This window comes from Rhodopirellula sp. JB055, from assembly GCF_043100905.1.
In the GTDB taxonomy this organism is placed as follows: Bacteria; Planctomycetota; Planctomycetia; order Pirellulales; family Pirellulaceae; genus Rhodopirellula.
Window position 1 is genome coordinate 1 of record NZ_JBICHO010000244.1, and the last position, 13,523, is coordinate 13,523.

Genomic DNA, 13,523 nt, shown 5'->3' on the forward strand with positions numbered 1-13,523 from the left:
CAAAACCCGAAGCGTCAGCGAGGGAAAAACGATGTTGACTTCGCCTCGCTGACGCGTCGGGTTATGAAAAACCCAATGCCTCACGCAAAAGCGCAACTTCAAAACTGACGCGTCGGGCTATGAAAAACCCAATGCCTCACGCAAAAGCGCAACTTCAAAACGCGTGAGCGAGGGATCCACACGCTCGTTGCAATGTCACGCGATCCCTCGCTCACGATTCGCGGCAGGATTCAATCAACAGTCCGCTGGGCCATCTCAGTTTAGCAGTGCGTCCACCGCCAAAGTCAAAACAACCATCCAATCGAGCAACCGATGGTCGAGGAAATTGGATTGGCGAACGAATTGGATTGGCGAACGAACTTGATCCGCGATGCAGACGGTTTGGGGTCTGCTCTTGTGTCGTGTTCCCCCGATTGACTATTTCCTGAAGTAATCGTGGCCAACCAACTTACGACGAACGCATTCGTACGCTCATGAACGCAACTACCGCTCTCCATCGCTGCCGATTCGGGTTGGTGTGGATCACGTTGACGCTGACCGCCGCAGGTGGATGCACGTCTTTTTGGAAACGTGGGCAAAAAGACGAGTCCGACAATCCTCAGTTGGCCAAGTTGCTGAAGGTCCCTGATCCACCGGATTTGGTCCGTGAAGCAGCCATTCCTCACGGCATGCAAAGCGTTCCCGTGACCGGAGTCGCGATTGTGAACGCATTGCCCGACACCGGCGGGCCGGCTTTGCCGTATGGGTTTCGGGACATGTTGCTGGTGGAAATGAAACGCATTGAGATCCCCAATCAAAATGAATTTTTAGAACGAAACGACACTGCGTTGGTGCAAGTTCGCGGCGTCATTCCACCCGGTGTGCGTCGGGGCGATGTGTTGGATTTGCAAGTCCTCACACCACCGAAGACCGAAGCGACAGACTTGCACGGCGGTTGGTTGCTGGACACGCGAATGCGTCATCAAAAGGTGCTCGACAGTTCCGTCCGAAGTAGTGATGTCTTGGCGGTCGCGACCGGTCCGGTTCTGACGCGAGCCGACCACGAAGGCGACGAAGACGGCGCCTTGCGGGTGCAAGGTTCGATTTTGTCCGGTGGAGTCGTCCAAACCGATCGCAAGATTGGGTTGGTGCTTCGTCCTGATTTTCAACACGTCAAAATGTCGGCGGCCATCGCTCAGGCGATCAACCATCGTTTCTACTTCTTCGATGGTTCAACGCGTCGCGGGATCGCCGAACCAATCGAAGACGACTTCATTCAGTTGGATGTTCACCCGCGTTACCGAAACAACGTGGCTCGTTTGATGGCGGTCGTTCGTGCGATTGGCGTCGCGCCGGAATCTTCCAGCACGCAGATCCGCTTGACCGAGTTGGGTGAGCGAATGAAGCAGCCAGCGAAAGCGGCCGATGCAGCGTTGCAGTTGGAAGGGCTTGGAGAACCTGCCATTCCGACTTTGTTGGAAGCGGTCCAGTCATCCAATCCAGAGTTGCGATTCTACGCCGCCGAAGCACTGGCGTACTTGGATCGTGAAGAAGCGATCGATCCTTTGATTGCCGCGATTCAAGACGAACCCGCCTTCCGCGCTCCCGCCTTGAAGGCGCTCGAAGACATGGAACATCACAACGTGGTCGAAGGTTTGCAAAGACTGATGGATTCGCCCAGCTTGGAAACTCGCTATGGCGGATTCAGCAAGTTGAGGAATCGCGAAGATGGCAAGCAAAAACTCGCCGGTCAGAACTTGCGTGGAACCTACCGCCTGTACCAGGTCTCGTCGAATGCGAAGCCCGCGATTGTGGTCTCGCTGCGTCGTAAACCGGAAATCGTCTTGTTTGGCGACGTCCAACCGTTGCAACTTGATACGTTCTTCTTGGGCCCATCAGGCATCATGATTCGATCGGTGCCGGAAACCGGACAGCTTCGCATCAGTCGTTTCCAAGCGGGCAAGGACGATGCGTTCGCGGAAGTCGACAACACGCTCGCGTCCGTGCTCGAAGGGTTGGCGGAAGTCGGCGGCGGATATGGCGATGCGGTTTCCGTGTTGCGAATGGCGAAAACGAAAGGCATCTTGCCAGACCAATTGGCGTTCGACCCGTTGCCAAAGAACTTGCGGACCTACTACCGCAACGATGGATCGAACGATGATGAGTCAGAGGAAGACAGCAAGGGATTCGTAAGCGATTCCGATGAGGAGTCCGAGGACGAATCCAACGGCGTTTGATCTTTGCTGGATGGTGGGACCTGTTGCCGTTTTCCAAGTGTTCGCCCCATCATTCTTACAATCGGGTAGACGCAGAACGCAAGAATCAGCAGGACCACGTTCAGCAGGACTCCCTGCACGAGCGTCGTGCAAAATGCTGTTACAAACCCGAACTCGTTTTCTGCTTCAAGCCGGCTGACACCGGCGACGAGCATTACCGCCAGCATGCCTGAAAACATGTCCAAAAACATTCCGGCAGGAAAAATCACGGACGCGACCAAGCGCAGCACGTAAACCGTTCGCAAGGTGGCGGTGATCTGCTGCGAGTGACGCCATGATTGAGGGCGTGTGACCAGATCGGCCCAAACGTAGCCGACGATGAAGACCGCAATGCCGGTCACCATCCCCCAGAGTTGTCCCTGTGTGACCGTGAATCCAATCACGAAACTGGGAATTGCGGCGATGCTGCAGACCAACGTCCAGCGCATGATTGTGCGCGGCACGGATGGGAATGCGTCCGCGGCAGGCGAAATGTCTTGCCTGAATTCAAGAGAGTCTTCGTCTCCCTCTCGTGGAGGCCCCGGAGCGTACGGATTGGGCATGGTGGCGTTGCCATCGTCGTGATTCATGCGACCAGCATAACCATTTCCGCTGCTGCACACGGAAGGGAACACCGATTCTCCATTCCCACCACAGGCGTTTCATTCGTTTCGTGCACCCGTCGCGGATAGAATGAGGGCGACGTTCCATCCTCATCGCATTGCTGGCATGACCGTGCAACCAACATCCACCTCACTCCGGTTTTGGACATCCTTTTCTTTCGCGATCACCACGTTGTTTTGTGCGGTCGCGGCCCGTCCCGCTTCAGGACAAGGATTCGGGGCCTCCGCAGGGACGGGCAATCAGTACCCTCCTCAGGCCTATTTCACTGGTCTGGAAATCTATCGTGACGGTGATTTGAAGAATGCCGTGAATACGTTCGAGTCGGCTCTGCGTAGTTCGCGAACGGACGTCAACGGAAAATGGATTGACGCGATTCCGGTGCATGCGATGTTGGCCGAGTGCTATTGGCATCTCGGCCATTTGCCGCTGTGTCGAACGCACTTGGATGCGGGCATGCAGATCGCCGTTCGTAACCGCGGTTGGTTGGGAGCGGTTGATTGGACCAGTCTGAACCAAGGTGGTGCGATCCGGGCTGGAGCGACGAATCTATGGCCCGAAGCCAATGCGGTTCGGCTGGCTCCCGTCCCCGACGGCTTGATGTTTCAAAGTGGAGAGGTCATCACCGAGTCGAGGCTTCAGCAGGGTGGACGCATTGAAAGCCAAAATATCAAGCGGGTCAATGCAGTTGAGATCATGCGTTCGATCGCTCTGATGATGTATCGGCGCCGCATTGTGATGGGCGAACTGTCCGCGCAAGAGCCTTTGGCATCCGAGTTGATGGAAGCGACCAAGTACCCGGCCGGACTGAATTCGCCTGGCGGGCGATCGTTGATCGGCGCGATGCGTGGGGTGGGACAAGTCGCCGTCGGCGAAGACAAAACGGTGGTCGATCGCGTCGGGAAATACGCGACCCTGGGAGGCGCGGTGCATCCGATCACGCCTTTGATGTTGCTGGCCGGGATGACGGTCGGCGTGGCGGGGGACGGCAACGGAAAGTTGGAACCCAATTTGGCGGCCGGTTTGATCGCGACCAGCCAGCGGGCGGTCAATTCGGCTGCCGCGCTGGAGCAATACGAATTCATCGGAGAGGCCCTGCAATTGGCTGTTGGTGCGGCAGGCCCCCAGCAATACGGGGCGGTTGAACAAACCGCGTTGTTGGCCGGACGCACTCTGATACGGGAATCGCGACTCGCGTCCCTGCATTGCTACCTGGTTGCAGCAGACGCAGCCATCAGTGCGGGACGAGTCGACGCGGCGGCGGATTCGATGCAGATGGCGATTGAAATTGCCTCTCGACGGGACGTGGAGTTTCCTCGTTTGGAAGCGTACGGTGCCTATGTCGCCGCGCGGATTGCAGCGGCCCGCGGTGAATCGCTCGGCGGTCCCGAGGGGAAACTTGCCAACGCGATGGGCTCGCTGAATGAGTTCATCAACAACCGGCGCGACCGCAATCGTCCGGTCATCTCCATGCCTTCGCATTATCAACTGAGCCTGGTGCAAGCGTTGATGGGACGGTCCATTGGCAACCAATCCGCAAAGAACTTGCTGGACTACTTCACCTCACCGGTCTCCATGCCAACGTGGCGTCGCGATCCGGTCGATGCGATCGCCTTGATTGGGTTGGATTCAACGCCTTTGCATCGCGGTCGATTGGAGTTGGCCGTGGCAGAAAACAATGGCATCGATGTGCTCCAATCCACCGACCGAATTCATGCCGCTCGGCTGGCCGCGGCGTTGCCTCTGCGAGGTCGTTTGATGGATGTTCGGTCATTGGTCACCGATCCCGCGGATTCGTTTTGGCCGTCAACAAAGGAGTTGGTGCTGCAACCTTCACCGATGCTTGCTGACCTTCGGCAAAAGGTCCAGGCCTCTCTTCGCGAAGGATTGGACGAGACGGGGCCTCGCGATGCTGCGTTTGCGTCTGCGCAAGAATCAGTGGTCACGCAAATTGCCCTTCAGCGTTTGAGAATCCCTGCGGTCTGTCCTCCACCGGTGGCGACGGAAGACGCCAGTGCTCTGCCGCCTGGGACGGGACTGGTGACTTTCGTCGTCGATGGTCCGCGTCTGGTGGCCACGCTCTCTCGAGATGGCACAACCACCGGTTGGATCTCGCCTGCTGGGCGACGCATCCCGACGATGATTTCTAAGTTGTTGGCTGAGATCGGCGCGAACCGAAACCGTGGCAAACGACTTCCCGATGATGAAACGTGGCGAGACACTGCGGCGACGCTGAAGGAAATGTTGTTTCCTTCCAAATCGGCTTGGAACGAAGAGGGACTGGAGAATTTGGTGATCGTCCCCGACGGACCGCTGTGGTACCTGCCATTTGAGTTGTTGCCTGCGATGGATGGGCCTGTCGTCACGGCGGACGAAAACGCTGACGATGCAGAGGAAGAAGTGAACGAGGGCGATGCCGATTCGCCAGAACTGCTGTGGGCGGACACGATGAAAATCAGTTACGCCCCGACACCCGGATTGGCGTTGCGAGACGTTGGGGCAGCGAGCGAGGGCAACCGAGTGGCGGTGATGGCGGGAACCTTTTTCGCGCCTCGGCAAAAGGAACTCAACGATCAAATGATTGAAGAAATGCTGGCCGCGGCAGATGATCCTCTGCAATGGACGCTTGGGTCCGCACCGCCGACCGACCGGGTCGGTTTGGGCGTGGCTCATTTGCTGGTGGCATCGCCGCTGACTCCGAACGTAGCCGCCCCCTTGGCAACCACGACAATCCCCAGCAGCACGTCCACTCCGCGGGCAGACGCCAACGGCGCGTGGGATCAGTTGTCGGGATGGATTCGGTTGCCTGCGGGTGCCCCGCGAACGGTGTCGCTGCCAGGTTATCGAACCGCCGCCGGGGCTTCGAAGCTGGGGGACGGTTCCGAGATTTTCTTTCCGCTCGCTGCTCTTCGCTGCAGTGGAGTGAAGGAAATCACGCTCAGCCGCTGGGTCACCGGTGGGCAGTCGGCGGCGACGGTGATTGGCGAACTGATCAACGAAACGCCGCACACTTCGCTGGCATCGGCGACGCGTCGAGGTGTTTCGCTTCTACGGCAGGCGGAGCTTTCCGTTGCTGGGGAACCGCTGCTCGGGAAGGCCGATGAGGAATCTAAAAATATCGTTGGAAACCAACCGTTGTTCTGGGCCACCTACATGAACTCCAGATCCCTTGGATTGCCTGCTCCTAAGAGCGACGAATGAGATGGGAATGGCGGATCGGTGAATCAAACGGAATGGTTATGATGGTGGAGCACATCCCGTGTTCTGCCCACTGACGCTGCCATGTCCAATCCGTACCAGCCACCTGAATCTGCGTCTGAAAACCTGAGCCATGACTGCCCGGTTTGTGGTGGTCCAGTTGGGTATTGGCGTTTCGCATTCCCGTTAGGGTACTGCCCGCACTGTCGAAACTACCTCGCCATTCGTCATTGGGAACGTTTCTCGTGGATTTGGTCCGCTGTTTTCATCGGGATCATTGTCATTCCGATTTGGCTCCGGGCGAACAAGTACATTGATTTCACACCGCCGATTGGCACGATGATGCTGATCTGGTTCGTGGTGTTGGTTGTGCATGGCAAGTTTGCCGGCCGACTCGTCCCCGCGTATTGCTGGAGATTTTTCGCCACTCCGGATGACGACCGAATCAAAACAGACGATCGCTGGGAAGACCAAGCAACAGCGTCTCGGAGCGACGCCGCTACGTGATCAAGCTCAATGACTCCTGCACACAAGCTTAGGATGGCCGCCATCGCCTCCCGAAGGAATACAACACCGGCACGACGATCAAGGTCAGCAATGTCGCAAAGCTGAGTCCCGAGACAAGCAACCATGCCATGCCTTCCCATAGCGGTCCACCATCAAGAGCCAGCGGGACCAAGCCGCCAACCGTCGTCGCTGTGGTGAGGAAGATCGCCGTGAGTCGCTGTTGTCCCGCCGAGATGATCGCGTTGTGAAAGGCCTGGGTCGCATCGGTTTGATCGGAGTCCGCTGTGTCGCGTTCCGTCACCGACATGTCGGCAAATTCAACAAACAAAATGGCCGCATTGAGCACGATGCCAAACAGTGCCAGCACACCCAGTTGCGGCATGAATCCGAAGGCGCTGTTGGTCAGCCAGAGGCCCAGCAACGCACCCGCGAGAGCCAGCGGCAACGTCGCGACGATGATCGTTGTTCGGAACAGGCTGTTGAACTGCACGATCAGCAAAATGATGATCGAGACAAAGGACATGCCAAACGATTTCAGCATCTTGATCTGAGCCTTCTGCGATTCTTCGAGTGCCCCGCCGACTTCGACTTTGTATCCGTCGGGCAATTCCGCTTGCAGCTTTTTCATTTCCGGTGAGTTGAATACACCAAGCGTGATGTCATTTCCAGATGCACCAAACTTGACTTGCGAGCGAACTTCGATGGTCCGGTTGCCATCCCGACGATCGATCAAGGCGGGACGCCACTTGGGCACAATGCTGGCGATGGACGCAAGAGGCAGTTTGCCTTGGCTGGTTTCCACGTGTGCGTTCTCGATCGACGCCAGCGAGCGACTGTCGGGTTCCAATCGGAAATACACGGGAACTTGGTGTTCGCCTTCGCGGTAGTACGTCAGAAATCGGCCCGAGAAATAAGTGTCCAGGGTGGTGGCGACTTCCGCATTGCTCACGCGAGCCAAGTTGGCTCGGTCGGATTCCACATCGACGTACAATTCTTGACTGCTGACGCCCCACGAATCGCTGAGTGAAATCGTGTCGGGGTCCGCGTCGACCATGTCTTTGATTTGTTCGGCAGCGTTCCGAAGCGTTTGCATGTTTGCAAACCCGTTGCCGACAACTCGCAAGACGACAGGATCGGCGGGTGGTCCCAGGAACAATTCGATCGGCACCACTCGGGCACCAGCGATAGGTTGCAGCCCCAGTTCCTCGTCCCCGTGCGTGATGACCCGGCGCAGTTCTTCGGCGAAGTCATGTGTCAGTTTTCCGTCCGTGGTTTGGATCAGGATCTCAGCGAAGTTGGGCTTCAGGGCTTCGGGTTCCCAGGACAGGTACCACCGAGCGCCACCGCCGCCGACCATCGTTCGCATGTTCAGCAGACGCTCTCGCTGGTTGCCCTCTTCATCAGTGAACGCACTGCAACCGCGAATCATGTCTTCGACTTGACGGGCAACCTTGTTGGTTTGCTCGATCGAGGACGATTCAGGCAGCCAGACTTCGACGGCGAATTGGTTTCGCTGCGTCAATGGAAAGAACTCGGCCGAGATCGGCAGCTGCGTGGTGGCGATCAAGGCGCCAAATGCGGCGGCGATGGTTATGAAACGATGCCGGAGTGCCCAACGCAACGAGGAACCGTACAGGCGAAAGAAGAAGCCGTTCGAATCCAAGGTTTGATCGGTTGCCTCGGTTGCTCGCGCACGTCCAAAACGACTGGCTAGTCTTGTTGAGCTCAGTTTGCCCATCAACCAAGGCAGTGGCGCGGTGGGTTTGCTCGGGTCTTTGGGCGGGCGGATGAACCAGGCTGCCAAGATCACACAAAACGTCATCGCCAGTACCCAGCTCACCGCTAGCATCACGGACAGTGTCGTCGGCAAACTATAAATGAACTCACGGTTGACTCCGTCCATCGCGATCAGCATCGGCACAAAGGCAGCGATGGTTGTCAGCGTTCCGTTCAGCATCGATTTGCCGAGCGTTTGAGCGCCGTGAACAGCGGCTTCTTTCGGTGGCATCCCCGCGATCTGATTCGTTCGGGCTTGGTCACAAATCTGCACCGCGTTGTCGACCAGCAGGCCCAATGAGATGATCATCGACGCCAACGACATTTGCTCCAGTTGGACGCCGAATAAGGTCACGATCGCCAGTGAGGTGAGCACCACAAACGGAATGTTGGCCGCCATCACCGCCGCGGTTCGGAACCCGACGACGAGGTAAACGACCACAACCACGATCACGATCGCCGAGATGATGTTCATCACGACTTCGTGAAGTCGTTGGTTCACACTGTCGGATTGATCGGAGATGATCGGAACGGCCAAGTCCGGTGGCAGTTCGCCGCTGTTGCGAAGCTCGACAATTCGCTGTTTCGCACTGCTGCAAATGTCGACAATGTTGGCTCCGGATTTCATCTGCACCGCGACCACATTGGCTGTGGCTTCCATGTTGGTATCGCCATACCGGCAAATTCGCGTGGGCGGGTCCACGTAGCCGCGGCGGACGCGAAGTCCCATGTCTTCCAAGTGGATCGGGTTGATTCCACCGTTGGACGGAACGCCACTGACGACTAACCGATTGATTTCATCGAGAGCGTTGACCTCTCCCGCGGGCTTGAGGAAAAATCGTCCATCCGCCGCATCGATTCGGCCGCCTGGTTCGACGATGTTTTGTGCCGTTGCCAGTGCGGCGATCTGATCGATTGTCAGTTCCAGTTGCGACCAATTGCGTTCGTCAGTCTCAACATAGATGGCTTCTTCGCGGACTCCGTGACGTTCGACTTTGGCAACCCCGGGCAACAGTCGCAGGGCATCGCGAATTCGTTCGGAATAGATGTCCAATTCGCGATCGGAATAAGCGAATTGTGGGGCAATCGTCTCGCTGCCGCCCGTGGGTTGTTGGTGGACGGCAAACAAGATGACGCTGGTGTCGGCGAACTCATCGTTCACGATCGGGACCACCGCGGGATCGGGCATCGGCACGTTGGCGACCCGCGCTCGCACACGGTCCCAGGCGTCGTCGATCTTGGCTCCCGGCAACCACTCTTCGAGTTCGACGAAGATCACTGTTTGTTCGCTACTGGACGTCGACCGAATCAGGCGGACTTCCTCCATCCCGTCGATCACTTCTTCGAGCGGATCGGTGACGAGTTCTTCCATCTTTTCGGCGGACGCACCCGGCCAACGCGCCGAGACCACACAGATCTTCAGTGTGAACTCGGGGTCTTCGCGGCGGGGCATCGTCAAGGCGGCGATGATGCCCCAGCAGACGAACATCAATACGAACGTGATCACGACCGTCGGCCGCGCCACAGCAAATGCAGGCAGACGATTCATTGGGCAACCACCGATGCTGGTTGAGTGGGAACGACTCGCACGCGATCACCGTCGTCCACGTAATGAGTGCCGCGGACAATGACGCGGGCGCCTTCTGTCAAAGCATCTGGTTCGATCGGTTCGACACATAGGATCAAGGAGTCTTCATCCATCGAGTCCTCGTCGGTGACGTCAACAAGAACTCGCTTGGCCGTTGGTTGAGTTTGGGAATCGTCCACGACATGAACAAAGGTCTCGCCATTTTCTTGACGCACGGCTTTCATCGGGATGTAAAAGCCAATGTTGGAACTGTCGGGTATCAGGGCGACTCGCACCGTGTCACCGGCTCGAATCATCCAGCGGGTTTGCTCCAACAACACGCAAGCGGTTTGCCAACCAGCCAACTCGTTAGGGCTGAGTTCGGAACCGTCGAGAGAAAGCAATTGACCGGTGATCAGATCCTCGGTCAGGTTGATTGACGAAGGATCGGCGAACTCAATGGCAACGAAATTCCATGTTCCCAAGAACGGGATCACATCGCTGGTCACGTTCACCTTTAAACGTTGCACGCTTAGCTCGCGATTCTGTGTGTCCGAGAGTTGGTTCCAAGATCGATTGGTGACTTTCCAAACGAAGGCTTCGTCGCCAATGCGGTGAATGCTGCGTTGTTCGACCAGCAGTCGTTGATCGCCCGTGACGATTGGGCCGATATTCAGCGGGAAGATGTCTTTGGTTTTTGCCTTGGCGTCGGAAGAGTCGTTCTCGCCAAGGCTGCTTTGCTGTTGGTTGCGAACGAGCAACGCGATCGTGAACGTTCGAGTGTTCGCATCCGCAATGGAATCAACCGTGTAGACCATGCCGGTGACGCGACGTTGGACACCATCGCGGCTGGTCACGGTCACGCCGAGCGTGTCGCCGCGTTGGTACCGTCGGGAATTCGCGGCGGTGACTTCAAACTCGACCAGCATCGGGTCGACCATTTGAACGGTCACGATCGGATCGCCTTCTTTGACGTAGGTTCCCGGCACCGCGTGGATCTGGGTGACTTGTCCAGGGAACGAACTGTAGAGCGTCGTATTTCGAAGGTTCCTTTTGGCTTCCGCCAATCGCTGATTGGCTTGTTGCACTTGTGCGTCGAGTGCCAATTGTTCCGCGTTGGCCTGAGCCAGTTCCGCCGTGGCACTGTCGACCTGAAGCTGAGCCGTCGATGCTCGGGTGCGAGCGGTATCCAGTTCGGAACCTGAGAGAGCGTTTGATCGGGAAAGTTTCTGGGCTCGATCGAGTTCTCGTTGGGCCAGCCCCAACTCGGCTTCTGCGGTGCGAATTCGACTTGGCAGGCGTTGTTCAATCGAGATCAAATTGGCTTCGCGCCGACGTTCGGCGACCGCCAAGTCAGCTTTGGCGGCATCCACCGCGATTCGAAATTGTTCGTCATTGAGACGAGCGAGCGGGACGCCGACCCGGCCAACGCCGACGCCGGTGACCATTTCATTGGGCTCGATCACCTGCACCACACGACCCGCTTGTTCGAACGCGATTCGTTCGGATTTCCAGGGTGCGACCGACGCGGTCGTGTGATGCTGATACGAAGGACTGCTTCGACGCAGCGTCATCACCGTGACAGGCTTGGGTGGTTTGTCGACCTCATCCATGTCCGTCGCGGATTCGTCGGAACATCCGATTATCCCAAGCAAACAACAGGCCGCGCAGGAGGCCACGAAATACCGAAGCGGGCGAAATCGAATGGGCACAGTGGTTCGTTTCGTTAGATGGACGCGATGAGAGGTCAACGAGAATCGAAAGACCCTGCGATGCGTGATCGCGACGTGGAGCAGTTCAGCTCGCAGGGGGCGTTTGGGGGAGAATGCAGCCAATTTGATGACGGGTGACTTGGTCACCCAGATTGGTGGCGTGATCGCCCCTGGTGTTCAGACCGCATAACTGCGATAAGTAAACCCATCGGTGTACTCTACAACACGCCTTTCAAAAGTAAACCGTCCGGAGCAAGTTTTGCCAGTTCGTCCAAACAAGTCCGCCGAGGCAGCCCCACGCCGGCTGACTGATCGCAAGCGAGTTGCGATTGTGCAGGCCGCGGCAACGGAGTTTCAGGCACGCGGCTATTTTTCGACCAGCATGAACGTGATCGCGGCGACCGCGAACGTGAGCAAGCGGACGCTCTACAACCATTTCGATAGCAAAGAGGCGCTCTTCGACGCGATCATCGAGGAATTGGCCCAGAAGGCTGAGTTGTTGCCTGAGTGCAAGTTCGATCCTTCACGCGACTTGCGAGAACAATTGGTTGAACTGGCTGAGTCCGAGGTCCAGCTCATGACATCGAAATCGGTTGTTGCGCTCGCGCGTGCTGGCATTTCGCGAGTCTTGGCCGAGCCCGAGGTAGGCAAGAAAATCGATCACCGACGCTTTCACAAACGCGTCGAAAGCTGGCTGGATGATGCGCTCGCAGCAGGTTGCCTGAACCATACCAGCACAGAATTTGCGGCCAAGCAGTTTGTTGGCATGCTGATGACGTTTGCGTTCTGGCCCATGATCGTCAACGGCGAGTCACCGCCGAGCAAAAAGAAACGTTCTGACATCATCGAGTCCACCGTCGAGATGTTTCTGAGTTGCTATCGAGAATCAGCGTAGAACCGTTGTCCTCAACTGTTCCGTCGGGCGGCGTTCCAATGCCAAACCCCATCGCGAACCCAAGTTCATTTCCAACCGCTGACGTCACGCGCACAACAACGCAGCATCTTCTACGCTGGCCCCATCCGGGGCGATCGTATGTTTTTCACGTTCGTTCTCGGGGCTTCCACCCGAGCTAAGACCGCCGGCCCCGTCCGGGGCGATTTCGCGTAAGTCTTCAACCCGTAGAAGTGCGTTGCACCAGAGTAGAACAGTTGTCCTCAACTGTTCCGTCGGGCGGCCCTCAAATGCCAAGCCTCATCGCGACCCCAATTCAATTCCAACCACTGACGCCACGCGCACAACGCGGCATCTTCCACGCCGGCCCCATTTCGTTTGATCGTGAGACGATTGCAAATTGCAAGATGGACATTGCAAAATGGGCAATTGTCGATCGCTGACAGCTTTCACGCTCCGGTATGCGATGTCATCGGTGGGGGAGCGTAGGGATTGTTGCTGGCAGGTGCTTCGGAGGCTTGCGATCGCGTGGTGTCCGTCGGCACGTAGATCGGTTCGTACTCGCTGCCTCGCGCGATTTCGCAGATCGCTTCGATCATCGCATTTCGTTGACGGCACCGCTCAGCCGAGTTCATTTCGGCGAAACGGAAGTCGCGGAAGATCACCGGGATTTCTTCGGGGCCGTCTTCCGTGCGGACGTAGATCATCGCGGCGTGCAGTTGGGCCCAACCACCGGCTGGAGTGAACGACTGTGGGATCGCCCCCAAGATCGAATTGGGTGGAAAGTGATATCGATTGCGATCACCTTCCATCCACACTCCGTTGTCGTCGATGCGTACCCAAGCGAGGTCAGCGGCGGTTTCGAGACGCAAAAGCTTCCATCTTTCTTGAGGGACGATTTCGCAGAATCGGGTTCCCACGTCGCCAGGCGAGACGACTGGATTTTGACGACCTTGAATGACACGGCGAAGTCGGCGAGCCAAGAGCAAGTGGAAAGGGTACTCTTCGTAGCGCGA

At 57.3% G+C, this 13,523-nt stretch carries 7 protein-coding genes and 1 pseudogene; 4 read left to right on the forward strand and 4 right to left on the reverse strand.

Annotated features, from left to right (window positions below; translation table 11 throughout):
• The first annotated feature begins 473 nt into the window (after positions 1-473).
• Positions 474-2,216 (forward strand): HEAT repeat domain-containing protein, encoded by a 1,743-nt coding sequence (locus tag ACF8AM_RS10130; protein WP_392555527.1) that lies wholly within the window; start codon positions 474-476, stop codon positions 2,214-2,216.
• Here ACF8AM_RS10130 and ACF8AM_RS10135 read toward each other — a convergent pair.
• Complete coding sequence (locus tag ACF8AM_RS10135) at positions 2,114-2,869, reverse strand: hypothetical protein (RefSeq protein WP_392555528.1); 756 nt, start codon at positions 2,867-2,869, stop codon at positions 2,114-2,116. The two genes, ACF8AM_RS10130 and ACF8AM_RS10135, sit on opposite strands and share 103 nt — an antisense overlap.
• 94 nt (positions 2,870-2,963) lie before the next feature.
• On the opposite strand from ACF8AM_RS10135, the gene ACF8AM_RS10140 reads away from it, so the two are divergent.
• Positions 2,964-6,056, forward strand: a complete 3,093-nt coding sequence (locus ACF8AM_RS10140; protein ID WP_392555529.1) for a hypothetical protein — start codon at positions 2,964-2,966, stop codon at positions 6,054-6,056.
• 81 nt (positions 6,057-6,137) lie between these two features.
• Positions 6,138-6,560: a hypothetical protein gene (locus tag ACF8AM_RS10145; protein WP_392555530.1), complete on the forward strand. Its 423-nt coding sequence runs from the start codon at positions 6,138-6,140 to the stop codon at positions 6,558-6,560.
• Between the two features lie 28 nt (positions 6,561-6,588).
• On the opposite strand, the gene ACF8AM_RS10150 is transcribed toward ACF8AM_RS10145, so the two are convergent.
• Together ACF8AM_RS10150 and ACF8AM_RS10155 are read right to left on the reverse strand one after the other, a co-directional pair.
• Complete coding sequence (locus ACF8AM_RS10150) at positions 6,589-9,885, reverse strand: efflux RND transporter permease subunit (protein ID WP_392555531.1); 3,297 nt, start codon at positions 9,883-9,885, stop codon at positions 6,589-6,591.
• Positions 9,882-11,516, reverse strand: a complete 1,635-nt coding sequence (locus ACF8AM_RS10155) for an HlyD family secretion protein (RefSeq protein WP_392555532.1) — start codon at positions 11,514-11,516, stop codon at positions 9,882-9,884. Before ACF8AM_RS10155 ends, ACF8AM_RS10150 begins: the two co-directional genes overlap by 4 nt.
• A gap of 481 nt (positions 11,517-11,997) precedes the next feature.
• On the opposite strand from ACF8AM_RS10155, the gene ACF8AM_RS10160 reads away from it, so the two are divergent.
• Positions 11,998-12,510 carry a TetR/AcrR family transcriptional regulator gene (locus ACF8AM_RS10160; protein WP_392555533.1) on the forward strand — a complete coding sequence of 171 codons (513 nt, stop codon included), beginning with the start codon at positions 11,998-12,000 and terminating at the stop codon, positions 12,508-12,510.
• Positions 12,511-12,956: 446 nt separating this feature from the next.
• Here the strand turns inward: ACF8AM_RS10160 and ACF8AM_RS10165 are convergent.
• Positions 12,957-13,523 (reverse strand): annotated as a pseudogene (locus ACF8AM_RS10165) (hypothetical protein); the annotation flags it as partial.

Coding starts and splice junctions, on each gene's coding strand:
- ACF8AM_RS10130 (WP_392555527.1), top strand. CDS start 474: ATGAACGCAACTACCGCTCTCCATCGCTGCCGATTCGGGTTGGTGTGG.
- ACF8AM_RS10140 (WP_392555529.1), top strand. CDS start 2,964: ATGACCGTGCAACCAACATCCACCTCACTCCGGTTTTGGACATCCTTT.
- ACF8AM_RS10145 (WP_392555530.1), top strand. CDS start 6,138: ATGTCCAATCCGTACCAGCCACCTGAATCTGCGTCTGAAAACCTGAGC.
- ACF8AM_RS10150 (WP_392555531.1), bottom strand. CDS start 9,885: ATGAATCGTCTGCCTGCATTTGCTGTGGCGCGGCCGACGGTCGTGATC.
- ACF8AM_RS10155 (WP_392555532.1), bottom strand. CDS start 11,516: ATGGATGAGGTCGACAAACCACCCAAGCCTGTCACGGTGATGACGCTG.
- ACF8AM_RS10160 (WP_392555533.1), top strand. CDS start 11,998: ATGAACGTGATCGCGGCGACCGCGAACGTGAGCAAGCGGACGCTCTAC.